This is a genomic window from Solemya pervernicosa gill symbiont (genome assembly GCF_002020875.1).
GTDB lineage: Bacteria > Pseudomonadota > Gammaproteobacteria.
Window position 1 is genome coordinate 1 of the sequence record NZ_MPRL01000075.1, and the last position, 21,543, is coordinate 21,543.

The following is a 21,543-nucleotide window of genomic DNA, read 5'->3' on the forward strand; positions in this document are numbered from 1 at the left end:
CGGGGCGCCGCAGGCATAAACGGTCGCGTGAAGTTTTTGCTGTTTGCTTGGGCTTGGATGCCCAAAACAAACTCTCGCAAAAATAGCGACTCCCCTAAGTAATCTATTTAAACCAGTACAGCTTCACTGTCTCCCGGCACGGATCGTCGAGAGGGATAGTTAATGGGCGAGTCATCAAGGCGCTGTGCGCTGGCTGCCCGAGAATATTGGGGAGACTTCCCAATGCTGAAATTCCTTACCAATTTTCGGATCTCCAGGCGATTGTGGCTGATGGTCTTCACGGCGCTGGTTGCCATTGTTGCAGTGATGACGCTTGATGCCCTGCAACTGCGCGACCAGATGCTGATCGACAAACAGACCAAGACGCGCCACGTCGTGGAGACGGCTCACGGTCTGTTTGATTACTACCACCAGCAATCAAGCGCTGGTGCGCTCACCGAAGCTCAGGCGAAGCAGTCCGCTATCGACGCCATCAAAGCACTTCGATACGAGGAGAGTGACTACTTTTGGATCAACGACATGGGACCGGTGATGGTGATGCACCCGATCAAGCCGAAGCTCGATGGTCAGGATCTCAGCGGTCTCAAGGATCCCAATGGCAAACATCTCTTTGTCGCCTTTGTCGACAAGGTCAGGAGCGATGGCGGAGGCTTTGTTGATTATCTCTGGCCCAAACCGGGTTTTGATCAGCCGGTGGAGAAGGTCTCCTATGTGAAGGGCTTTGAGCCGTGGGGCTGGGTGATCGGTTCGGGTGTCTATATCGATGACATTGATGCGGTCTTTTGGGCCAATGTGCGAACCAATGCCGTGATCGGTCTGGCACTGATTCTATTTATTATCGCCATTGCTACCTTTCTTGCCTGGAGCATTACCCGGCCGATCAATAAAACGACCGATGCAATGCACGGCATCGCTACCGGCGAGGGAGATCTAACCGGGCGGCTGGAGGTGATCGGTCACGATGAGGTAGCTGAACTCTCTGACGGATTTAATGCCTTTGTCGATAAACTGCACAAAATGGTGGTGCAGGTGGCTGAGTCGACCGAGCAGCTGGCGCGCTCCGCCTCTGAGGTGAGCAACATCACCTCACAGACCAACCACGCGGTGCGCAGGCAGCAGGGTGAGACCGATCAGGTCGCCACGGCGATTAACCAGATGAACGCCTCCGCGCAGGAGGTGGCGAGTAATGCCGGTCTTGCCGCCGAGTCGGCCCATCAGGCCGATGTTGATGCACAGGAGAGTCGTCGTATCGTAGCGGGCAACCGCGATGCGATTAACGCGCTTCATCAGGCGGTGAGCAGTAGTGCTGAGCTGATCGAGGAGCTAGGCAAAGATAGTCAGGATATCGGTGGGATTCTTGTAACCATTCGTGAGATAGCCGACCAGACCAACCTGTTGGCGCTGAACGCTGCCATTGAGGCGGCGCGCGCCGGTGATCAGGGGCGAGGTTTTGCGGTGGTCGCCGATGAGGTGAGAACCCTGGCGAAAAGAACCCAGGAGGCGACCCATGAGATCGAACAGATGATCGATCGCCTGCAGGGGCGTGCACAGGAGGCGGCCGAGGCGATGCAGCAGGGACAGACACAGGCGGAGCAGAGCGTGAAGAGCGCCGAGCAGGCGGGCGCGGCACTCGACTCGGTGGCGACCGCAATCGCCACCATCAATGATATGAACGCGCAGATCGCCAGCGCCGCTGAAGAGCAGACCACCGTGGTGGAGAATATTAATCGTAATATCGTTGCCATCAGCGATATTGCTCATCAGACCGCAGAGGGCACTCAGCAGAGTGAGGCGGCTAACGGAACCATGGGTGTGCAGCTCAACCAGCTACGAAGTCTGATCAATGAGTTCAAGCTTGGGGCGAGCGATAGTGAGTTCGATTTTTCTGCAGCACGTACCGCACATCTTGCCTGGCTGACCCGTATTCGTGCCCATCTCGATGGTAGCAAGAGTCTTAGTGATGATGAGATTGTCTCTGATCATCACTGCGCGTTGGGTAAGTGGTATTACAGCGATGGGATGAAGAGCTACGGCCACATCGACGCGATGAAAGCACTGGAGCCGCCACACGCCGAACTGCACCGCACTATCAAAGAGTGTGTCGAACTGACCAAGCGGGGGAATATTGATCAGGCTGAGGCGCTCTACCTGAAGATAGGTCCGATCTCCAAGACGATTGTCGGGCTGCTGGATCGGGTGGAGCAGACGGTAAAGAGTGGTCACTGAAAAGTGGTGTGAAGAGGCGACTCTCTGCCTAGTCACCAAACACCAGCTTACTGACTCTGCTAAAGCCACGGTCGGGTACTCGTAGAATAAACAGATCACCATATACGGTCGGTGCCTCACCATCGCCGCCCAGGTCGGCATAGATGCGATCAAGGTTAGTGGTGTTGCCTACCCACAGAACGGTCTTGCCGGGGTGGTCGTTGAGCAGTCGCCGGGTGATTAGCTCTACATCAGGATTTGCATCGACGAGGGTGATCTTCAGTCGACGTTGTTTGGCGAGCGGTTTAACGGTGTCGATGTTGCGCGCCAGGTCGGGGCTGTAGATGGCGCTGATGTCGTAGTCGGCCACGGCAGCCGGAAGGGCTGCGGCGCGTGTCTTGCCGAAGGGGGTGAGGAGTTTGGTGTCGGAGGTGCGCTCGGCATGGCGGATCAAGATGACGGTCGTGGTCGTTCCCTCTGGTGAGAACTGCTGCGTGGTGCAACCGAGGCTGAACATGTGTGCCAGAAGCAGGGGCAGCAGCACGAACTTATTTGTTATTCTCATAATCCACTCCCGTTCGGTTATCTAATGATTCGTAGTTGAATGTTAGTGCTTGTTCAAGAGAGGCTTCAGTATGGATGGCAGGAAACCGATCCCCGGTGTGTCACGCGAGCAGCGCCTCTCCGATCAGGGGCTGCAGCGGCTGGAGCGGCAGTTGAAGTCGAAGACGCGCATCAGTGATCGGGTGTTGGCGCAGTGGGTGAAACGTTATGGTGAGCCGGCGCGTGAACTCCTAAAAAAATATGGGCGATACGATAGTGAGCTAGGTTAAGCGCTGTATTCTGTGCACCGAGATAATAAGAAAGGGAAGTTTTGATGCGATTGATTCGTCTGTTGAAGAACGATCTGGCCCAGGAGGTCTATGGCTGGGTGAAGGATGGTGTGATCAGTGAGGCGCAGGGTGAATCGATCTGCGATCGTTACGGCATCGACTACCATCACGACAGTCACCACTCCTACGGTTACTACGTACTGATCGCACTTGGTTACCTCTTTATCGGTCTGGCGATCATCACCCTGCTGAGTGCCAACTGGGATCAGATACCGCGGGCACTGCGCATGGGTGGGCTGGTCGCGGTGACCCTGGCGACCAATGTGGTCGGCCTGCGACTCTTTGCCCAGGGACGAGAGAAGCCCGCGACCATCGCACTGCTTCTCGGTGCGCTTCTCTACGGCGCGACGATCATGTTGATCGCGCAGATCTACCATATCGGTGAACACTACCCCGACGGAATCTTCTGGTGGGCAGCGGGCGTGTTACCGCTGGCGCTGCTGATGGAGAGCGGCCTGCTTTTGGCATTGGCGATGACGCTTGCCTACACCTGGTTCGTGGTCGAGGCATCAATGGGCTACTACCCAACGCTCTTCCCGCTGTTTCTGGTTGCCGCTGGTTGGTTACTGCTCTATCGACGCATCAATTTACTGCTCTTCTTTGCCCTGGTAGTGGGAGTGGCGGGCTGGCTGGAGACAACGCTGGCGTGGTGGCAGGGCGGTTGGCGCTGGTTCGATTTCACCAGCATGCAGGTCACCTTCGGCTGCGGTCTGGCAGTGATAAGCGCTGCGCTGGCACAGTGGTTCTCTAGCAGTGAGCGTGGCGGCTGGCAGGAGTACGGCGTGTTACTCGATCTCTGGTCGCTGCGGTTGGTATTGCTGCTGTTGCTGGTATTCAGCTTCGACTCACTCTGGTGGGAACTGATCCCTGATCTGAGCTATGACAAGAGCGGCAATATCACGGTGGTGGTGATCTGCTCCTTATCGGCAGTGGTGATCAACTATCTCTCAGGGCGTGCGAGACACTCTATCTACGCGTTGGCTGCGATATACCTGCTGCTGTTTGGTGCGGCGGTGCTCTTTGCCAGCCGTGAGGATGCCGTGGTGCTGCAGATTGTCGACAACCTGCTGCTGATCGGTACCGGTATCTGGCTGATTCAGCGCGGTATCGTGCAGGGCGTTTCGCACTACTTCTATCTCGGTGTGGCCACGGTATTGATCACCGGACTGGTGCGTTACATCGATCTGGTCGGCGACTATGTCGGCGCGGCGATTCTGTTTGGCATCTTTGCGGCGATCCTGCTCTATGCGGCCCGCTATTGGCGCAAGAGTCGCAAGGAGGTGCATTCATGAATAGACGTACCGTATTGGTCGGGCTGGTGTTGACGGTGTTGCTACAGCTAGGGGTGCTGGCGGGTGAGTATCTGGGGGCGGTCTATCCGCTCTGGAGTGGTCAGGAGGTGCGCCTCAAGGTGGTGCCGATCGATCCACGCAGCCTGTTTCGTGGTAACTATGCACGGCTCAACTATGCGATCTCAACGGTCACGCTTGATGTGCGTGCCGACCGGGGCGTGTTGCCGGAAAACCCGCTCGTCTATGTGCGCTTGAAACAGGGAGATGATGGGGTGTTCGTTGCTGATGGTGCTTCACTGCAGCGGCCTGATGCGGGGCTCTATCTGCGTGGACGTCTCAAGGGTGGTCGCTATCAGCTGAGCTATGGGATGAATAGCCCGGTGCAGGTGCGTTATGGCATCGAGGCGTGGTTTGCGCCGAAGGATAAAGCGCTGCAGCTCGAGCACGATCTGCGCGGCGGTGCGGTGGCGGTGGTGATGGTGGCCAGCAACGGCAAGGCGGCACTGAAGGCGATCGAGCCAACGGCTGAGTAGTGCCATCTGGATGGCTATAAAACCACTATAAAAATAGTCTAATCTGTCAGTGGTGTCAGACGGCCCGAGAGTGTTCGCTGTAGAATCAGGCATCACCTGATCAGTAGTGGTAGCCCAGTGGCAAGCAATAAAACGATTACAGGGAAGGGACGCTCCAGGTTTATCTTTTTGGCTCTATCGGTAGTGATTCTGCTGGTCGACCTCCTTTTTGTCCTCATTAATGTGCACGCCGATAATCGTGCCATTGAGCAGTCGCTCAAGGCGCAGAGTCGTGAACTGCGTTCCGGTTTTGAACTCGCCGTTTCGCTCACCTATCGCAACATGATGCAGCTTGCCAGCTACGTCTCTCAGGACCCAGAGGTGCAGGCGCTGATGCGTAAAGCGAAGCATGCTGTGGCCGCTGAGGGCGATGGTCCTGGCGGCGAGCGTGCCGCTGAGATTCGCAGCGAACTCTATGCCTTACTGGGTCCGCGCTGGCGAGACCTGACCCAACGCTACGATGTGCGCCAACTCCACTTCCATCTTGGGCCCGGTTCAACCAGTTTCCTGCGTGTACATAAACCCGATAAGTTTGGCGACACGATGCATGCGCTGCGCTACACCATCGTCGATACCAATGCAGAGAAATCGGCTCGTTCGGGTTTTGAGACCGGACGTGTCTACTCTGGCCTGCGCGGCGTAGTACCGATGTTTGCCGAGAACGGCGCGAGCGTGACGGAGCACCTTGGTGCGCTTGAGGTCGGCACCTCCTTCTCCAACATCCTGCATCTGATAGAGCGTGAGCTGCAATCGGATATCACCGTGCTGCTAAAGCGCGAACACGCCGAGCAGGCGATGTGGCCCGAGGCGATCACGCGAATCTTCGGTTCCTCGAAACGTGTCGATGGTTACTTTGTTGAGGCGACCTCATCTCCGCGACAGGTGGAGATGCTACGCGAGGTGGTTTCGGAGAGCCTGATTGATGATGTCCAGAGCCGCTGGCGCAAGGTTGATAACAGGCACTACCTACATACGTTATTTCCGCTCTACGACTATTGACAGACGCTGCAGGGTGGAAGCCCGGCGGGGATGATTGCGATCAGTAGCGATATCACCGATGAGGTGGTGGCCAAGGAGCACGATCTGCGCGTCAATATCGTCTATGCGGTGGTCGCCTTTATCCTAATCGAGGTGATGCTCTTCTTTGGTATCAACTTCGCCACTCGCAAGCTGCAGGAGGTGATCGAGGGCAAGGTGAGCCACATCGAAGAACTCAATGAGTATCTTGAGGAGCAGGCGGTGACCGATGGGCTGACAGGGTTGCACAACCACCGTTTCTTTATCGAACGGTTGGGTGAGGAGATGCACCGTGCGCAGCGCTCCTGTAGCCCTCTGACGCTTCTGATGGTCGATCTCGACCACTTCAAACAGGTCAACGATACGCACGGTCACCTGGTCGGTGATGCGGTGCTGGAGGAGAGTGCGCGAGTAATTCGCAAACATATGCGCATCGCCGATGAGGCGGGGCGTTACGGTGGTGAGGAGTTCAGTGTTGCGCTACCCGATACCGATCTTGAGGGGGGCGAGATGCTGGCCGAGCGGTTGCTGCAGAGCCTTCGAGAGATGAGCATCACACTGCCCGATGGTTCCGAGCTGTTGATTACCGCCAGCGTTGGCGTGGCGCAGTGGAACGGCCGTGAAGAGATCTCAATGTTGATCGATCATGCCGACAAGGCGCTCTACGAGGCGAAGCGCAGTGGACGAAATCGCGTCTGCCGGGTGGAGATGTAGCCGTTACTCGCTAGACGTGGAAACGTGAGATCAGCGCCTGTAGACGCTCGGCCACCTCGTTGAGTGCGGCACTCGCCTCGGAGGTCTGATCGGCTGCGGTGGTCGTCTCAGCCGAGAGGTCGTTGATCGAGACGATGCTGCGGTTGACCTCTTCGGCCACCGAACTCTGCTCCTCGGCGGCACCGGCAATCTGGCTGTTCATCTCGCCAACGTTGGCCACCGTCTGGGTGATGGTATCGAGGGCGCTACCCGCTTCACCCGCCTGCGCCACGCTTGCTTCTGCCTGCTCACGTCCCTCGTTCATTACCGTCACTGCGTGTTCACGCCGTCGCGCAGTCGCTCGATGATCTCCTGGATCTCCTGGGTTGAATCGGCGGTGCGTGAGGCGAGGGTGCGAACCTCGTCAGCCACCACGGCAAAACCGCGTCCCTGCTCACCGGCACGGGCCGCCTCAATCGCTGACCGCCATGGATAGCGAAGCGAAGGCGGTTAGTCCGCGATAGTCGGCGCCGTCTGCATATTCGTAGTTGAGAGCGCGAGCGAACGACGAAGAAGATGCAGCAGCGGCTTTATGTCGGCGTAGAGTCACTGAGGGAGTTGTGTAGAACTCCCCGACGCAGCGTTGAGTGCCAGCAGGTTGGTCTGCTCGGCAATTCCCTTGATGACGTCCGTGACAACGACGATGTTCTCGGTATCTCCCTCGAGTTTCTGGATCACCTCGGCACTGCTCTCAACCTTACTGGCGAGTCGTTCGATGTTGTCGATGGTCTGGCTGACCACACGCTTGCCGGTGGCTGATTGGCCGTTGGCCTCTTCGGTGGCCAGCGCAGCCAGCTCGGCATTGCGTGCCACCTCCTGAACCGTGGCGGCCATCTCATTCATCGCCGTGGCAACCTGTTCGGTCTCGCGCTGTTGTCGATGGATGGCACTGGAGGAGGTGTTGGTCGCCTGGGCGAGCTGTGTGCCGGTGGCGGCGATCTCCTGTGAGGTGGCCGCCAGATCGTTAATGGTTGAGCCGAGTTGATCACGAATCTTCTGTGCGCTGGCGGCGATTTTGCCGACCTCATCATTGGAGCTGACGCTGGTTGAGGCGGAGAAGTCGCCCTGTGCATAACTGTCGAGGCTCTTCACCAGAGCCGTTGCCGGGGTGATGATGATGCGCTGCAGGAAGGTGAGGAAAACGATAAAGGCGATCAGTGAAGCGATGCCCATTGCACCCAGGCTCACGATGATGCCGTTGGCTGATGAGGCCTTAACCTCTGCGGTCTTGCTGTTGACCTGATTGATAATCAGTTTGCTGGTACCGGCAAGCAGCTCGTGCAGCTGATGGGTCTCCTTCTCAAACTGCTTGTTGAGTTCGGCGACATTGATGTTTCCGCTCTGGAGACGCTTCAGAACAGCCTGGTAGTGGCTGTCGAGCTGGTGGTGACCCGCAATGAAGCGAACGATGAGATCCTCAACCTCAGCACTCTTGGCGTGCTCTTTGAGCATGGTGGCTTCACGCAGCACCGTCTGCTCGATCTCTTTGAGTTTGTTGAGATGGCCCTGACGCTCGTTTTTGTCCTGATTGGCGAGCAGCAGCATCTGCCACTCCTGAATCTGGGAATCGAACAGTAGCTCCACCTCGAGGATGTGGCGCTCGTAGACCAGGTCGTCATCGATCAACTTTTCAAAGCTGCTGATCGCCTGCCAGCCGAGGAAAATACCAAACAGGGCGGCGGCCAGTACAAGTGTTGTGCCCGCGCCGGTAATGGCGAGAAGTTTGTTGCGTATGCTGCTGGTAATCCACTCCATCGTGCTCTCATCCTCTGTGCGAATATTTATATGGATGTTGTTGCTTGTTCATCAACGGAGTCTCTGGCGAGATGACTGCTGTCTGAGTCGATGCCGTTCAGATCCATCTGACCGGTTTCACTCAGTGACTCCTAAAAGTAATAGCGTAGCGCCGCTGAAAGTCTATTGGCGTCATCGCAAAAAATAAGCCATGCGCTTGTAAGGGTTTTTTCTGGTGTATTCTAATCTCACCGCGAAAAGTGGCCATACGACACGAGCATTGAGGATTAAGATGGGCAGTAACGTACGTGATGCGGAGTTTTCTGAGGGCGATGAGCTGGCCTCATCAAGACGACTCACCCTGGTGATCTATGCACTGCAGGCGGCCTCCTTCTTCAATGGCATCACACTGCTTGTTGCTCTGGTGCTCAACTACGTCAAACGCGAGGATGTTGCCGGAACGGTGCTGGAATCGCACTTTCGTTGGCAGATCCGTACCTTCTGGTTTGCACTGCTCTGGGGTGTGGTGGGCTGGCTTACCTTTCTGCTGGTAGTCGGTTATCTGCTGCTGGTCGCCGATGCGCTCTGGGTGATCTACCGCATCGCCAAGGGGTGGATGCGACTCAATGATGGTAAAGCGATGTACCAGTAGTCACGCGCTTGAACTACCAACACGCCAAACATGCAGGAAACTACGGTGATCTGCTCAAACACTCGGTGCTCTGTCAGGTACTGCAATCACTCACACAACAAGATAAACCGCTCTTCTACAGTGAGACCCATGCTGGCGCGGGTGGCTACCGTCTTGATCAGCGAGGTGTAGACCCGTTCGGCATCGAGCGGCTGTGGGGTGTGTCGAATGCGCCGCAGGCGCTGGCCGACTATCTCACAATGGTTGCCGCGTTCAACCGATCTGAAATTCTGCAGAACTACCCCGGTTCGCCCTGGTTTGCTCAGCAGTTGTTGCGCGGTGAGGATCGGATGCGACTCTTTGAGCTCAGTCCGGAACCGTATCAACAGCTGGTAAAGAGTTTTTCGCACGATGTGCGTATCGAGCTGTTTGCGGGTGATGGCTATTCGGGGGTGGTGGAGCCGATACCGGGGATGCGATGCCGGCAGGTGGTGCTGATCGATCCTCCCTATGAGTCGGTCAGTGACTATAGCGATGCTGTGGATACGCTGCTCGAGATCTACCGACGAGAACCTCCGCTGACCGCCATGGAGAGCGAAGTGAGGGCGGTTAGTCCGCGATAGTCGACGCCGTCTGCCTATTCGTAGTTGAGAGCGAGAGCGAACGACGAAGAAGATGCAGCAGCGGCTTTATGTCGGCGTAGTTGGATGCCCAAAACAAGCTTCCGCAAAAATAGCGACTCCCCGAAGGGGTGTTATCTGCTCTGGTATCCAACCCATGATCGGCAGCGGATAGAGTCGATGGAGCAGAGAGTGCGAGCAGGGGTGTTCAATGCGCTGTGTGTCTGTGAGCTCGCCTTCGGTCGTGGTGATGAGGCGCGCGGAAGCGGGCTATTTATCCTCAATGCGGATACCGATCTGATCCGTAAAATCACCGAGACGCTTGCTTGGTTGGCCGCAGAGGTCGATGCAGCAGGTACCGGGCGTTATCGTGTTGAGCCGATGAGTGCTGATGTTAGTTAATGGTGACTGATACGCGTTGTTAAGTAAGTGGTGTGCGTAATAGACTTGCTCAAACCCATTTGGCCAATAGATAACTATGCGAAAAAATTATAAGGGCTTGCTCGCGATCATCCTCACGCTGGTAGTGGCGGGTTGCTCATCCTCTCCACCTCGAAATATCAACGACGGCTGCGAGATCTTCTCCGAGAAGGATGATTGGTATGAGCACGCTCACGATAGTTATAAGAAGTGGGGTGTGCCGGTACATGTGCAGTTGGCAATAATCCATCAGGAGTCAAAGTTCAGAGATGACGCCAAGCCGGAACGCGACACGCTGTTATGGATTATCCCCTGGTTTAGAAAATCCTCGGCGTTCGGTTTTGCACAGGTAAAGGATGCGACCTGGGACTGGTATATCGACAAGACCGGCAACTGGGGTGCCGACCGTGATGAGTTTGAGGATGCGGTCGACTTCATCGGTTGGTACGGCAACATGAGTCACAAGACGCTGGGGATCTCCAAGTGGGACACCTACAATCAGTATCTCGCTTACCATGAGGGCCACGGTGGTTTTAAACGCAAAACCTACAACAAGAAGAAGTGGCTGATCGGTGTGGCGCGAAAGGTGGAGCGACGGGCAAAGAGCTACGGTGCACAGCTAAAACGTTGTGAGGGCGATCTCGACAGTGGCTGGAGCCTCTGGCCCTTCTGAGGAAGATCTCTATCCATGAATCTGATTGAGAGCGAAACCGAGCTGCAGCAGTTTGTTGCCGAGCATCCGATAGCGGCTATCTACTTCTCCTCCGAGAGTTGCAGTGTCTGTCACGTGCTCAAGCCCAAGGTGGCAGCGATGCTGAACGAGGAGTTTCCGAAGGCGGCACTGGCTGAGGTTGATTGCGGACATTCTCAGGAGATTGCGGGGCAGTTGAGTGTCTTCGCCGTCCCGACACTGATTCTCTATTTCGATGGACGCGAGGCGGTGCGCCACAGCCGCAGTTTTTCACTGGGTGCCGTAAGGGGCGATATCGAGCGCCCCTATTCGATGTTCTATGATTAAGAGGGTTGATTTAATCCACAGGAGTTATCTGTTATGAAAAGAGCGCGTAATTTTGGTCTATTTGTAGCGGCAATGATTTTTCCGCTTCTGGTGGGAAGCGTTCAGGCCTCTGACGTCAGTGAATTTGTCGGTGATGTGGCCAAGCGGGTCTTTACCGAGACTGAGAGAAATCTGATTCGTAACTACTATCACCAACACGACATCGAGATTGATGATGACGATGACGGTTACAAGTCGAAGAAGGGCAAGGGTAAAAAAGATAAGGGTGCCAAGGGCAAAGGCAACAAGAAGTTGCCACCGGGGATCGCCAAGAAGCTTGCGCGTGGTGGCACACTCCCTCCTGGAATCGCCAAACGAAATCTGCCCTACGATCTCGAAGCCCGTTTACCTCCGCTGGGACGTGGTTTTGAACGTCAGGTGATCGACGGCAAGGTGGTGCTGGTTGAGACGGCGACCGCAATCGTGCATGACATTATTGAAGACCTGCTCGACTAGTGTCGGAGTTAATCCCCTGGGGACTCGGCGGCATCGCGCTGCTGTTTGTGCTGTTTCAGCTGCGCATCGTGATCACCTCGAAACGGATGGCCGGTACAAGGGTCGAGGGGCTCGACCAGCTGGTCGGTAGTAGTGAGTCGTGCGACGGTCGTTACCTCTTCTACTTCCACTCACCACGTTGTGGTCCCTGTCGCACGATGACCCCAGAGATTGAGGCGCTAGCAGAGAAACGTAGCTGCATTATCAAGCTCGATGTAAGTCGAGATATCAACGCCGCCATGGCGCTGGGAGTACGGGCGACACCGACGGTGGTACTGGTCAAGGATGGTGCGGTAGAGAAGGTGCTGCTCGGTGGTCAGTCGATCGAGAAGCTCGAAGCGTTGCTCGGTTAATTTTCTACTTAACAAATATCGCTTGACTCATGTGGCGTTAAAACGCACTCTCGATCCATGTTGAAATTTTCTGCACAGATTGTGATTTACAAAGCGGCGCGACTGGTATGGCGTGCACTGCCTGTCACAGCGTGGCTGAGGATTTCGATTTAGCAGAGAGTTAGCAACAAGCGAAATAATCCGAAGGCCACAGATCTCACCACTCTGTGGCTTTTTTATTGGTCTCTCTGAATGGTTCTGACAGGGCTTAAAGAGACTCATTGAGGAGGGTAGGGCGATGTCGGTGCCAGCAGCCTATTTGGGCGTGATTTTGATCTGGTCGACCACACCACTGACAATCAAGTGGAGTGGTGATGAGGGCGGTGTACTGTTTGCGCTATTAAGCCGCATGGTAATTGGTGTGATCGCCTGTCTGCCGCTGCTCTATCTGCTGCGAGTGCGTATGCGCTGGGATAGAGAGGCGCTCTATGCCTACCTGGTCTCGGGCCTGGGTGTGTTCAGTACCATGTCGACCGTCTACTGGGGTGCTCAGTATGTCTCCTCGGGGTTGCTCTCTCTTCTCTACGGTCTGTCTCCTGTAGTGATCGCTCTGATCTCGGCGGCCTTTGTAGGCTCAACATTTAGCTCCCGGCAGATGGCCGGTATTGTGGTTGCCTTCAGTGGCCTGCTGGTGATCTTCGGTGGCGGTGCGGAACTGGGTTCAAATGCGCTGTTGGGAGTGAGCTTTGTGCTGCTGTCGGTCCTCTTCTACTCAATCTCAGCCGTCTGGTTAAAGCGGGTACAGAAGCAGATGGCTGCGATGGCGGTTAATTTCGGTGGGCTGTTGTTCGCACTGCCGCTGTTCACCGTTAGCTGGTTGCTGTTTGAAGATGGGGTGATCTACCCGCTGAGTGAACGTGCGCTCTGGTCGACGCTCTATCTGGGGATCTTCGGTACTGCGTTTGGTTTCACTCTCTACTACTACGTACTGAAGCGTATCGATGCGACGCTGGCGGGCATGATTACCCAGATCACTCCAGTGGTAGCGTTGATACTCGGTGCGCTGCTTAACGGCGAGATGATCGCCAATGAGGTGGCCGCTGGGGCGGTGTTGATTCTCTCCGGTGTTGGACTGTTTCAGCTACGAGCCAAAAAACGTATGCAGCGTGAGGCCGGTTAGATATTGGCAAATTCGGCACGGGCATCGAGCACCTTGAGCAGGTAGCGCCGCGCCTCCTGGTGGGCGAGTCCACTGCGCAGCTTGTTATAGACCTGCGACGGGCTCATGCGGTTGATCAGTTTGACCGCATAGTCGCGATCCTTGCTGAAGGTGGTCAGTACGTTGCCACTGCCGGTGTTGTAGGCGGCGATTGAGCAGTACTCACGAGAGACACTGTCTTTGATTTTGCCGAGATATTTGCTGTTGATCAGCTTGAAGTAGGCCGCGCCGAGTTCGATGTTGTTGGCGGCATCGAACAGGTAGTCGCTGCTCGGTACACGATCCTTGCCGGTCAGGGAGCGGTAGGCGTCTCGTCCGCCACTGGTCGGTACCAGCTGCATCAGCCCGTAGGCGGGTGCGCTGCTGACGGCAAAGGGGTTGAAGTTGCTCTCGGTACGGATGATGGCGTAGATCAGGTTTTTGCTGATGCCGAAGCGTTTGGCATTTTTCTCAACCAGCTTGGAATAACGGGCAGCACGCACGTCGACATGGTTGCGCACCATGCGGATCTTGACGTAGTGGAGCGGTTTGATCCCTTGTGGTGTTTTGACGTTGCGCTGCATGCGGAACTTCTTCAGCAGATGGTCGGCAAACTGCTCGGCTCGTTTTGGTGAGCTGATCGAGCGCCCCTGCTGGTCGATCACCAGGTCGACGAGGTAGGGTTTGCCACTGATCTTGGTGGTCTTGGCGGAGTAGAGATCGACTGCGCGTGGATCGTTGGGTGTCAGCAGGGTAGTGACGATGGCGCTGTGCAGACTTTTGTTGCTCTGTTTCTGATCGAGGGTCTCGACCGTTACCACGCCACTATCGAAATCGATAATGGCACGACTCTGGTAGTTCTGGGTGTACTTTACGTACTGGGTTCGACTGGCGATCTGGTCGTCACTGCCCCAACTCTTTTTAACCTCACCACGAAACAGGGCGCGCAGCTGTTTGAACTGCTGCTTGGTGCGCCTGGCATCACTGACGAGTAATAGTGGGTTGGTTTTATAGGAGCTGACGCGGGAGGTGATCAGTGATGAAGCGGTGGCGCCGGGATCACCGCTGGTGGCGATGCTGGCGAGCTGGTAGCGAGAACAACCGCTGATCATGAGGGCGGTTGTGATTGCAATAAGTAGTAGCGGTATACGTAGGCTCTTCATGGTGTTCGAGTATAACAATCTGCCACTTTCGTGGTGGGTAATTGCGTCACGCTATGGCACTCGGCATATTAGAGAACAATTTCTGTAACCAGATCGAATCTATGGACCCTATCAACTGTCCCTTTGAAAAGACGATTCTCAGTCGACGAGGAAACTGCGAGTGTGCCGACCGCTTCTATATCGCCGAGCGAGAGGGAGTGGGGTGCGAGCAGCTGGAGGCCTCTAATCAGTGTCGTGCGCTGATCGCGGTGCTGCGTGAGAATGCACGTTTTACACTGAAGATCGTTGGCAGTGCCGAGAACCTGCCGCATGGTCAGGAGATGAAGGTGCAGTGTGGTGGGCTGCTGGGGTTGCAGGCGCTGGTTGAGTCGGAAGAGTTGCAGGAGCAGGTAGCCAATATTCACTCTCTGGCCGAGGAGTTACTGGCAGAGTATGACGAGTTTGAGAGTGTGCCCTACGGTAGTGTAGTGAAGTCGATGGCGGCATATGAACATCGCCAGCGCCGGAGTCGACGCTAAGTCAGTATTGAGTCAGGGCAGGTAGATGGCGAAGCAGCCGCCGCCGAGACTGCCGCCATTGCTAATCTTGATCGTACCTTTGCGCTCACCGTTCTGGTGTGCATTGGCCACCAGCATTGAGAAGTAGAGTCCTAGTCCGGTACTGCCGCTGATCATGTCGGTCTCACCCATGCGTGCCTCGGAGCGGCTCAACATCTGCTGCGGGTAGCCGGGACCGTTGTCGTCGATCCGAACCACTAGCTGCCCATCCTCTTCAGCGGCACTCAGTACTACCTGGTCGCGGCCGTAGAGCACCTCGTTATTGAGTACGTTGTTAATCACGCCCGCAAGTAGTCCGCGATCGAAGAACCAGCTCAATCCCGCCTGGCACTCGGTGGTCAGTTCGATCTTGTTGTAGGTTAGCAGCGGTCGGTATTCGATTTGCAGCTCATCGAAGAAGTCATCGACATCAAGGTAGTCGCGGTTGGCGCTGAAGTTGTTGTTGTTCGCTTTGTAGAGGCTGAGTAGTTGAACCAGATCGTTGTTGACCCGTTTGGTCTCGTAGCGGAGTCGCTTGAGTTGTTCGGTGAGCGGGCTATCTTCGTCTGGTTCCAGGGCAGCGGTTTCGTCGAGTGAATTGAGTACCATGCCGAGTGAGTTTTTGATGTCGTGTACCGATGACATCAATACGGCGCTGAAGTCGAGTTTTGGCTCGTCTGACTCACTCATGGCTATGCTTACCTGCTCTTAGAGTTCGGTTGCCATGCGCTGCAGAGCGACCAGTTTCTCATTGGCCGGGTCGCTGTCGCGGACGCGGTCGAGGAATTCGTTGACCTGCTGCAGTCCGGTGCGGTTCGCGCCCAGCTTCTGCATCTGCATGATGACAACCTGGGCGGCGTTGAGATTGACGGTCTTGTTCTTTGGTAGCCGATTGGCTGCCTCCTCGAAGAGGCCGATCGCATCGTCGAGATTGCCCTCTTTAACCAGGCTGACGCCGCGGTTGTTGAGGTCGGTGATTTCGCTGCGAATTTCGCGTATCAGTGCATCGCCTTCGGCACCCAGATTGTGGTCGTTGAAGACCTTACGGATCTTGTCGACAACCAGATCATCCTCATAGAAGTTCTTTAGCAGGCTGCCGAGTAGACCCATCGCCTTCTCTTTCTCGTTGCGCTCCAGGTTACTGCCGGCCAGATCGAGGGTGATGTCGAGTGGCATCTGCGAGGCGGTGAGGTCGTTATTAGCACCGACCCGATCCATCGCCTCCTGCGCCTTGGCGCTATCGCCAAGTTTCTGGTGGACCAGACTCTCGACAACGGCGGTCTGCATGTCGAGATTTCGTTTTCCCTTGAATTCGGTTTTGGCCTTGTTGATCAGTACCAGTGCATCGCGTCCCTTGCCATTGGAGGCCATGGTGCGTGCCAGGTTGGTGTAGTCATCCATCGATTTAAGATAGGAGTCATGGCTGAGGGTGACGGCACGACGAAAGGAGAGGGTTGCGGCCTCGAGGTCATCATTCTCAAAGGCGACCTTACCGAACTCGCGTTGGCGCTGTACGGAACGGGGTGAGATTGAAATGGCATCGCTTAGTACTCGCTGCGCACCCTCTGTGTCGCCCATCTGCTGATGGCACTCGGCGAGCTGGTCGTAGGCGGTCATGAAACGGTTGTTCTCATCGATCAACTCTTCGAAGACCTGTGCTGCAGCGCGGTTGTTGCCAGAGCACTTCTCTGCACGGCCGAGACCGAACGTGGCCCACTGGAAGGGGTGGCGTTCGAGCAGGCTGGAGAAGATCGAATGTGCTTTGTCGCACTCACCCAGTAAGAGCAGTGCTTCGCCCTTCAGACGTAGGTAGTCAAGTGCATAAGGCGAGCCCTCACCGGCGAGGTTCTCATCGCAGAGCTTGATGGCGAGGTCGTAATTGGTTTTCTGCAGTGCAACCTCGATCTTGCCGATATGCGCCTTGCGTGCGAGTACTTTGTTAATACGTTTGTTGAGCACTTCACCGACAAAGGGTTTGGTCAGGTAGTCATCGGGCAGATAGTCGACCGCACCGAGCACCATATCCTGTCCCATCTCGGCGGTAACCATAATGTAGGCAGCATCGGCCTTCACAATGCCGCGCTCCTTAACCTCTTCCAGAATCTGCTGGCCATTACGGCCATCGCCCAGGTTGTAGTCGCAGAGAATGATGTCGTAGGGGACAAGTGCGATCTTGGCCAGCGCCTCACGGGCATTGGCAACCATGTCGACGTTCTTGACGCCGAGTTCTTCAAGCATGCGTTTCATCGAGCGACGCATCTCATTGAAGTCGTCGATGACCAGCGCCTTCATTTTCGATAGATCAAATCCAGCCATTATCTGTTCCTTATCGCGCATCCTTGCTGAAATCTGTCTAGTTTTACTGCCTGCGCACCCATTGTGACGCCCGTCACAACCACTATCGGCTATTATTGTTGTGATGTTAGCAGCAGAACATAAAGTAGTTTGTTCTATGTAGTTCGTAATCCATTGATAAACCTTACCATAATGAAAACTTCAGGTTGAAAATTCATATATATAAGCTCCTATGAATATTGGCAACCTTATCGCCTCTCATGTGACTAATTATGGCCATTTATGAGTAAGTCGCTATAGAATGGCTCCCCCTGAATCGCGCCACGGCCCAACTAGAGCAAATAACAAACGGGCGATAACAAGGTGATCCGATAGGCGACCTATGCAAGACCTCATATTAGACATTGCTGCCATGCTCTCCATCTCGGCTGAAACGCTGGTGACCGCCTCGGTCGCGCTGCTGTTGCTGCTGGTGGCGGGCTTGATGTTGACCCCATACCTGCGCCGAGTGGCTGAGGAGCGTCAGATCAGGCGAGTAATATGTCGTATGGGCGTGGCGTTAAAGCGTGATGTGATGCTTGATGATGGCATGGATGGCAAGGTCTTTATCGACTATCTGGTACTTACTCCTGCGGCGGTCGTCGTAGTTGGAGTGCGTAGGCTTCAGGGTGTGGTGTTTGCCGCTGAGAGCATGGAGCAGTGGGCCAACGTGGTGACAAACCGTAGTTACAAGTTCGACAATCCCTTACCCGCGGTCGAAGTGGGCGTGGCTGCAGTCCAGCAGCTGCTGCCCAATATTAAGGTTGCAGGGCGGCTGCTCTTCTCTGGCGCAGTCAGTTTCCCCAAGGGCAAACCCGAAAATGTATTGTTACCTGTTGATGTTGGCACGCAAGAAGGCAAGCGCAAAGATGTGCAGGCGTCGGTAGAGCAGGGTTGGAATCTGTTGGCGCAGCGTTGTGAGCCTATTCCTGAACAGTATCTACGTGATGTCGCAGTGATCGATGATGGGGGCTGCAGCCATCGCATCAATGTGGCCGTGCTGCTGTTGATAGCAAATATAGGCTGGCTCGGCTGGCGACTACTGTTTAACGGCATGCTCTAGCACGTGGATATCGTTGGTTACGCAGTTGTCCTGATTCTGATTGTCGTAATGCTCTGGGTGTGGAGCCAGCTGCGAAAACGTAAACGCAGTGCATTTATCGATAGTGACCCATTCCATCGCTGACCGCCATGGATAGCGAAGCGAAGGCGGTTAGTCCGCGATAGTCGACGCCGTCTGCCTATTCGTAGTTGAGAGCGCGAGCGAACGACGACCGGGCGGCGGTAGTGAATAAGTTGCGCGAGGTTCGGCCGGAGCTGACACCTGCCCAAGAGCTGATGGTCTTTGAGGCGCTGCGCGAGTACTTCCATATCTGTAACACGGCCGGTCGCCAAATGGTTTCAATGCCATCGCAGGTGGTTGATGACGCATGGCACGGTTTTATTCTCTTTACCCGTGGCTATCGCCACTTCTGTCGTCACGCCTTCGGCCGTTTTCTTCACCACACTCCAGCCGAGGCGATGCAGAGCCCGACCCTGGCGCAGGATGGGATAAAACGCGCCTGGCGCATCGCCTGTACCCGTGAGGGGATTGACCCAAAGACTCCTTCTCGCCTGCCACGACTCTTCGCCATTGATGCCGAACTCAACATCGCCAACGGCTTCCGCTACGTCACCGACTGTAAAGATTCACGCCAGACAGATGGCAGTGGTGGTGCCTACTGTGGTTCCGATATCGGCTGTGGTGGTGGCTGTTCGGGCGATTCTGGTGACAGCGGCTGTGGAGGTGGCTGTGGCGGCGATTAGACAGGAGTTGAGCGTGTCGCTATTCGACTGTGGCAGAAACGCAAAAGGCCCACGCAGTGCGTGAGCCTTTCGAAAATATGGTGGCCCGGGACAGAATCGAACTGCCGACACGAGGATTTTCAATCCTCTGCTCTACCAACTGAGCTACCGGGCCGTAATAACCTGAAATGTTTCCAGTTATTGCGCTGATTACCGGGTGAAACCGTTGTTTTCTTCTACCAGAAAAACGGCTTCTCGATAACCAAGAGCTGCGCATTTTACTCATTCGGCTAATGAATCTCAACTACAGTGGTTTGGTGTTGATGTGTTATTTCATTACAGATGCTCTTGGAACCGAATAAACACCAATAACCAGTTGGTTTTACACAAATATTTACAGTTTGTGTCGACAGCACGTAGGCAGATGATAATTGATGACCCATAATGACCGAGAGACCAAATCTGATAACTGGTTTGATCATCTTGGCTGGATGGCAGACAAAATAGAATGAAGTTTGAGCGGCTACAGCGCTATCTCAATCAGAGTGAGACAGCGGCTGGGCTCGATATCTACGACGCGGTGCATGCACTGGTGACGATTCTCGATCACGAGGGTCGGATTGTGCTCTTTAATAAGGCATCTGAGGCAGTGACCGGCTATGCCGCTTCAGAGATTTTGGGGCGCTTCGTCTGGGATATCTTCCTCTTGCCCGAAGAGCGCGAGCCGGTGCGAGCTGTGTTCGATAGCTTGGAAAACTTCGCCGGTGTCTCGGTGTACGACAATTACTGGCTGACCCGTTCCGGGCAGAAAATTCTGATTCGATGGAATAACAGTACGGTTGTCGATGAGAACGATGCGGTGCGTTACATCATCAGCACCGGTACCGATATCACAGAGCTTGATGCGACTAAGCGTGCACTGGAGCAGAGCGAGGAGCGGCTCCGGCAGGTCACTGACAATATCGACGAGGTGTTCTGGATGATGAGCGCCGACCTCTCGGAGATGGTCTACATTAGTCCTGGCTATGAGGCGGTCTGGCAACGCTCCTGTGAATCGTTACTGATTAAACCCCATGAATGGATCGACAATATCCATATCGATGATCGTGAGCGAGTCGGTGTGGCGTTTGGCCGCGATTGGAAGAGCGGTATTTTCGATGAGACCTATCGGATTGTGCGTCCCGATGGCTCGTACCGTTGGGTGCGTGATCGCGCCTTCCCGGTCTATGACGCAGAAGGTGAGCCCTATCGGGTTGCCGGTATTGCGATGGATGTCACCAAGCAGGTGGAGGTCGAGGCGGCACGACAGCAGGGTGAGCAGGAGCTGCGGGGTGTGCTCGATAGTGTGCTGGATGGAATCATCTCCATCGATGATCGAGGTTTGATCAAGATGGTTAACCCTGCTGCGCAGCAGGTGTTTGGATATAGCAGTAAGGAGTTGGTTGGTCATCCCGTATCGATGTTGATGCCCAATGCAGACGGGCAGGAGCACCAGCATTATGTTGAGCGTTATATGCGCACGGGTGATGCTCATATTATTGGCAGTCGCGGTCGTGAGCTGATTGGGCGCCGTAAGGATGGTTCGCTGTTCCCATTAGAGATATCGATCAGTGATGTGGTGATTGGTGAGCAGCGCTTTTTTATCAGTGCGGTACGCGATATCAGTGAGCGAAAGGTGGCTGAACGTGAGTTGATTGAGGCTAAAGAGTCTGCTGAGAAGGCGAGCAGGGCCAAGTCAGAGTTCCTCTCCAGAATGAGTCACGAGCTACGCACTCCCTTGAATGCGATTCTCGGTTTTGGTCAGCTACTCGATATGGATGAGTCGCTGGATGATCTTGAACGAGAAAGTGCGCATGAGATCGTCCGCGCAGGTACCCATCTGCTCGATTTGATAAATGATATCCTCGACCTGTCACGGATCGAGGCGGGCCGACTGGCAGTGTCAATTGGGTGGGTGGCATTGGCGCCGCTGCTTGAGGAGTCGCTGAAGTTGATTGCACCTTCGGCGGAGACAAAGAAAATCAGTGTGGTCTGCGATGCCGCTAACAGTTACACCGTGAATGCCGATCCGACGCGACTCAAACAGATTATCGTCAATCTGCTCTCTAACGCCGTGAAGTACAATCACGTGTTGGGCTCAGTGCGTGTTCTGTTAGAGAGCGTTGATCAGGAGTGGTTGCGTATTGGTGTTGAGGATAACGGTAAGGGTATCGCAGCTGAGCATCTGCCGTTGCTGTTTGATCCCTTTAACCGTCTCGTGCATGAAAATAGTGTCATTGAGGGTACTGGCATTGGGTTGACGATTAGTAAACGGCTGGCAAATCTGCTTGGTGGTGAGTTGGAGGTGGAAAGCGAGCTTGGGGTAGGCAGTACCTTCTGGGTTACGTTGCCACTGGCGCTGAGCGGTGAACCAAGTGTGAAACCAGTTGAGCATCAGGCAGTGCCCGCAAGTACCGAGTCCCCCTTCTCGCCGCTTCAAAGTACTCTATGTTGAGGGTAGTCCACC

General features: G+C 55.2%; 25 protein-coding genes, 1 tRNA gene and 1 pseudogene. 18 read left to right on the forward strand and 9 right to left on the reverse strand.

Going from position 1 to position 21,543, the window contains the following annotated elements; genetic code table 11:
- Window positions 1–222: 222 nt before the first annotated feature.
- Window positions 223–2,226: a cache domain-containing protein gene (locus tag BOW52_RS14395; protein WP_172840366.1), complete on the forward strand. Its 2,004-nt coding sequence runs from the start codon at window positions 223–225 to the stop codon at window positions 2,224–2,226.
- A 28-nt stretch (window positions 2,227–2,254) separates the two neighbouring features.
- Here the strand turns inward: BOW52_RS14395 and BOW52_RS14400 are convergent, their stop codons facing one another.
- Window positions 2,255–2,770: a histidine phosphatase family protein gene (locus tag BOW52_RS14400; RefSeq protein ID WP_078484782.1), complete on the reverse strand. Its 516-nt coding sequence runs from the start codon at window positions 2,768–2,770 to the stop codon at window positions 2,255–2,257.
- Between the two features lie 70 nt (window positions 2,771–2,840).
- Here BOW52_RS14400 and BOW52_RS14405 point away from each other — a divergent pair, with 70 nt between their 5' ends.
- From BOW52_RS14405 to BOW52_RS14425, 5 genes are all read left to right on the forward strand, one after another.
- Complete coding sequence (locus tag BOW52_RS14405) at window positions 2,841–3,038, forward strand: hypothetical protein (RefSeq protein ID WP_078484783.1); 198 nt, start codon at window positions 2,841–2,843, stop codon at window positions 3,036–3,038.
- Window positions 3,039–3,082: 44 nt separating this feature from the next.
- Window positions 3,083–4,390, forward strand: coding sequence for a DUF2157 domain-containing protein (locus BOW52_RS14410; protein WP_078484784.1), 1,308 nt, complete (start codon window positions 3,083–3,085; stop codon window positions 4,388–4,390).
- Complete coding sequence (locus BOW52_RS14415; RefSeq protein WP_078484785.1) at window positions 4,387–4,923, forward strand: GDYXXLXY domain-containing protein; 537 nt, start codon at window positions 4,387–4,389, stop codon at window positions 4,921–4,923. The genes BOW52_RS14410 and BOW52_RS14415 overlap by 4 nt, the downstream gene beginning before the upstream one ends.
- 168 nt (window positions 4,924–5,091) lie before the next feature.
- The gene (locus BOW52_RS14420) at window positions 5,092–5,961 is read left to right on the forward strand and encodes a cache domain-containing protein (protein ID WP_135622464.1); all 870 of its coding nucleotides are present in this window, start codon (window positions 5,092–5,094) and stop codon (window positions 5,959–5,961) included.
- A gap of 30 nt (window positions 5,962–5,991) precedes the next feature.
- Entirely contained in the window at window positions 5,992–6,693 is a 702-nt protein-coding gene (locus tag BOW52_RS14425) for a GGDEF domain-containing protein (protein ID WP_078484787.1), read from the forward strand.
- A gap of 10 nt (window positions 6,694–6,703) precedes the next feature.
- Here the strand turns inward: BOW52_RS14425 and BOW52_RS14430 are convergent, their stop codons facing one another.
- The 4 genes and pseudogenes from BOW52_RS14430 to BOW52_RS14440 form a co-directional block, all read right to left on the reverse strand.
- Entirely contained in the window at window positions 6,704–6,997 is a 294-nt protein-coding gene (locus BOW52_RS14430) for a hypothetical protein (RefSeq protein WP_135622466.1), read from the reverse strand.
- Window positions 6,998–7,059: 62 nt separating this feature from the next.
- Window positions 7,060–7,152: pseudogene (locus BOW52_RS18050) on the reverse strand (methyl-accepting chemotaxis protein); the annotation flags it as partial.
- Window positions 7,145–7,282: a hypothetical protein gene (locus BOW52_RS17485; protein WP_236725765.1), complete on the reverse strand. Its 138-nt coding sequence runs from the start codon at window positions 7,280–7,282 to the stop codon at window positions 7,145–7,147. The gene BOW52_RS17485 and the pseudogene BOW52_RS18050, both read right to left, overlap by 8 nt.
- Complete coding sequence (locus tag BOW52_RS14440) at window positions 7,279–8,487, reverse strand: methyl-accepting chemotaxis protein (protein ID WP_078484790.1); 1,209 nt, start codon at window positions 8,485–8,487, stop codon at window positions 7,279–7,281. Before BOW52_RS14440 ends, BOW52_RS17485 begins: the two co-directional genes overlap by 4 nt.
- A gap of 271 nt (window positions 8,488–8,758) precedes the next feature.
- Between BOW52_RS14440 and BOW52_RS14445 the strand changes: the two genes are divergently transcribed.
- From BOW52_RS14445 to BOW52_RS14480, 8 genes are all read left to right on the forward strand, one after another.
- Window positions 8,759–9,118: a DUF4870 family protein gene (locus tag BOW52_RS14445; RefSeq protein WP_078484791.1), complete on the forward strand. Its 360-nt coding sequence runs from the start codon at window positions 8,759–8,761 to the stop codon at window positions 9,116–9,118.
- An 8-nt stretch (window positions 9,119–9,126) separates the two neighbouring features.
- Window positions 9,127–9,720, forward strand: coding sequence for a 23S rRNA (adenine(2030)-N(6))-methyltransferase RlmJ (rlmJ, locus tag BOW52_RS14450; RefSeq protein ID WP_078484792.1), 594 nt, complete (start codon window positions 9,127–9,129; stop codon window positions 9,718–9,720).
- Between the two features lie 84 nt (window positions 9,721–9,804).
- The gene (rlmJ, locus tag BOW52_RS14455; RefSeq protein ID WP_078484793.1) at window positions 9,805–10,119 is read left to right on the forward strand and encodes a 23S rRNA (adenine(2030)-N(6))-methyltransferase RlmJ; all 315 of its coding nucleotides are present in this window, start codon (window positions 9,805–9,807) and stop codon (window positions 10,117–10,119) included.
- 76 nt (window positions 10,120–10,195) lie between these two features.
- The gene (locus BOW52_RS14460; protein ID WP_078484794.1) at window positions 10,196–10,810 is read left to right on the forward strand and encodes a transglycosylase SLT domain-containing protein; all 615 of its coding nucleotides are present in this window, start codon (window positions 10,196–10,198) and stop codon (window positions 10,808–10,810) included.
- Between the two features lie 15 nt (window positions 10,811–10,825).
- Window positions 10,826–11,155 (forward strand): thioredoxin family protein, encoded by a 330-nt coding sequence (locus tag BOW52_RS14465; protein ID WP_078484795.1) that lies wholly within the window; start codon window positions 10,826–10,828, stop codon window positions 11,153–11,155.
- Between the two features lie 33 nt (window positions 11,156–11,188).
- The gene (locus tag BOW52_RS14470; protein ID WP_135622469.1) at window positions 11,189–11,650 is read left to right on the forward strand and encodes a hypothetical protein; all 462 of its coding nucleotides are present in this window, start codon (window positions 11,189–11,191) and stop codon (window positions 11,648–11,650) included.
- Window positions 11,650–12,042 carry a thioredoxin family protein gene (locus tag BOW52_RS14475; RefSeq protein WP_078484797.1) on the forward strand — a complete coding sequence of 131 codons (393 nt, stop codon included), beginning with the start codon at window positions 11,650–11,652 and terminating at the stop codon, window positions 12,040–12,042. The genes BOW52_RS14470 and BOW52_RS14475 overlap by 1 nt, the downstream gene beginning before the upstream one ends.
- 277 nt (window positions 12,043–12,319) lie before the next feature.
- Entirely contained in the window at window positions 12,320–13,201 is an 882-nt protein-coding gene (locus BOW52_RS14480; protein WP_078484798.1) for a DMT family transporter, read from the forward strand.
- On the opposite strand, the gene BOW52_RS14485 is transcribed toward BOW52_RS14480, so the two are convergent.
- A complete protein-coding gene (locus tag BOW52_RS14485) occupies window positions 13,198–14,382 on the reverse strand; it encodes a murein transglycosylase domain-containing protein (RefSeq protein ID WP_078484799.1) in 1,185 nt (394 codons plus the stop codon). The genes BOW52_RS14480 and BOW52_RS14485 overlap by 4 nt on opposite strands.
- Window positions 14,383–14,435: 53 nt before the next feature.
- On the opposite strand from BOW52_RS14485, the gene BOW52_RS14490 reads away from it, so the two are divergent.
- On the forward strand, window positions 14,436–14,900 hold the full coding sequence (locus tag BOW52_RS14490; protein ID WP_078484800.1) for a hypothetical protein: 465 nt from the start codon (window positions 14,436–14,438) through the stop codon (window positions 14,898–14,900).
- A 12-nt stretch (window positions 14,901–14,912) separates the two neighbouring features.
- On the opposite strand, the gene BOW52_RS14495 is transcribed toward BOW52_RS14490, so the two are convergent.
- Both BOW52_RS14495 and BOW52_RS14500 read right to left on the reverse strand, forming a co-directional pair.
- On the reverse strand, window positions 14,913–15,608 hold the full coding sequence (locus tag BOW52_RS14495) for a sensor histidine kinase (protein ID WP_078484801.1): 696 nt from the start codon (window positions 15,606–15,608) through the stop codon (window positions 14,913–14,915).
- An 18-nt stretch (window positions 15,609–15,626) separates the two neighbouring features.
- Window positions 15,627–17,234: a tetratricopeptide repeat-containing response regulator gene (locus tag BOW52_RS14500; protein WP_172840367.1), complete on the reverse strand. Its 1,608-nt coding sequence runs from the start codon at window positions 17,232–17,234 to the stop codon at window positions 15,627–15,629.
- A 361-nt stretch (window positions 17,235–17,595) separates the two neighbouring features.
- Here BOW52_RS14500 and BOW52_RS14505 point away from each other — a divergent pair, with 361 nt between their 5' ends.
- Both BOW52_RS14505 and BOW52_RS14510 read left to right on the forward strand, forming a co-directional pair.
- On the forward strand, window positions 17,596–18,315 hold the full coding sequence (locus tag BOW52_RS14505) for an NERD domain-containing protein (RefSeq protein WP_135622471.1): 720 nt from the start codon (window positions 17,596–17,598) through the stop codon (window positions 18,313–18,315).
- A 188-nt stretch (window positions 18,316–18,503) separates the two neighbouring features.
- Window positions 18,504–19,058 (forward strand): glycine-rich domain-containing protein, encoded by a 555-nt coding sequence (locus BOW52_RS14510; RefSeq protein WP_201790707.1) that lies wholly within the window; start codon window positions 18,504–18,506, stop codon window positions 19,056–19,058.
- 78 nt (window positions 19,059–19,136) lie between these two features.
- Here the strand turns inward: BOW52_RS14510 and BOW52_RS14515 are convergent.
- Window positions 19,137–19,212 (reverse strand) — tRNA-Phe (locus tag BOW52_RS14515).
- Between the two features lie 333 nt (window positions 19,213–19,545).
- Here BOW52_RS14515 and BOW52_RS14520 point away from each other — a divergent pair.
- A complete protein-coding gene (locus BOW52_RS14520; protein WP_078484804.1) occupies window positions 19,546–21,531 on the forward strand; it encodes a PAS domain-containing sensor histidine kinase in 1,986 nt (661 codons plus the stop codon).
- Window positions 21,532–21,543: the final 12 nt, after the last annotated feature.

Bases quoted from the DNA above. Each gene is read 5' to 3' on its own strand.
- BOW52_RS14395 (WP_172840366.1), top strand. From the start codon at position 223: ATGCTGAAATTCCTTACCAATTTTCGGATCTCCAGGCGATTGTGGCTG.
- BOW52_RS14400 (WP_078484782.1), bottom strand. From the start codon at position 2,770: ATGAGAATAACAAATAAGTTCGTGCTGCTGCCCCTGCTTCTGGCACAC.
- BOW52_RS14405 (WP_078484783.1), top strand. From the start codon at position 2,841: ATGGATGGCAGGAAACCGATCCCCGGTGTGTCACGCGAGCAGCGCCTC.
- BOW52_RS14410 (WP_078484784.1), top strand. From the start codon at position 3,083: ATGCGATTGATTCGTCTGTTGAAGAACGATCTGGCCCAGGAGGTCTAT.
- BOW52_RS14415 (WP_078484785.1), top strand. From the start codon at position 4,387: ATGAATAGACGTACCGTATTGGTCGGGCTGGTGTTGACGGTGTTGCTA.
- BOW52_RS14425 (WP_078484787.1), top strand. From the start codon at position 5,992: ATGATTGCGATCAGTAGCGATATCACCGATGAGGTGGTGGCCAAGGAG.
- BOW52_RS14430 (WP_135622466.1), bottom strand. From the start codon at position 6,997: ATGAACGAGGGACGTGAGCAGGCAGAAGCAAGCGTGGCGCAGGCGGGT.
- BOW52_RS14440 (WP_078484790.1), bottom strand. From the start codon at position 8,487: ATGGAGTGGATTACCAGCAGCATACGCAACAAACTTCTCGCCATTACC.
- BOW52_RS14445 (WP_078484791.1), top strand. From the start codon at position 8,759: ATGGGCAGTAACGTACGTGATGCGGAGTTTTCTGAGGGCGATGAGCTG.
- rlmJ (WP_078484793.1), top strand. From the start codon at position 9,805: ATGCCCAAAACAAGCTTCCGCAAAAATAGCGACTCCCCGAAGGGGTGT.
- BOW52_RS14460 (WP_078484794.1), top strand. From the start codon at position 10,196: ATGCGAAAAAATTATAAGGGCTTGCTCGCGATCATCCTCACGCTGGTA.
- BOW52_RS14465 (WP_078484795.1), top strand. From the start codon at position 10,826: ATGAATCTGATTGAGAGCGAAACCGAGCTGCAGCAGTTTGTTGCCGAG.
- BOW52_RS14470 (WP_135622469.1), top strand. From the start codon at position 11,189: ATGAAAAGAGCGCGTAATTTTGGTCTATTTGTAGCGGCAATGATTTTT.
- BOW52_RS14480 (WP_078484798.1), top strand. From the start codon at position 12,320: ATGTCGGTGCCAGCAGCCTATTTGGGCGTGATTTTGATCTGGTCGACC.
- BOW52_RS14485 (WP_078484799.1), bottom strand. From the start codon at position 14,382: ATGAAGAGCCTACGTATACCGCTACTACTTATTGCAATCACAACCGCC.
- BOW52_RS14490 (WP_078484800.1), top strand. From the start codon at position 14,436: ATGGCACTCGGCATATTAGAGAACAATTTCTGTAACCAGATCGAATCT.
- BOW52_RS14495 (WP_078484801.1), bottom strand. From the start codon at position 15,608: ATGAGTGAGTCAGACGAGCCAAAACTCGACTTCAGCGCCGTATTGATG.
- BOW52_RS14500 (WP_172840367.1), bottom strand. From the start codon at position 17,234: ATGGCTGGATTTGATCTATCGAAAATGAAGGCGCTGGTCATCGACGAC.
- BOW52_RS14505 (WP_135622471.1), top strand. From the start codon at position 17,596: ATGCAAGACCTCATATTAGACATTGCTGCCATGCTCTCCATCTCGGCT.
- BOW52_RS14520 (WP_078484804.1), top strand. From the start codon at position 19,546: ATGAAGTTTGAGCGGCTACAGCGCTATCTCAATCAGAGTGAGACAGCG.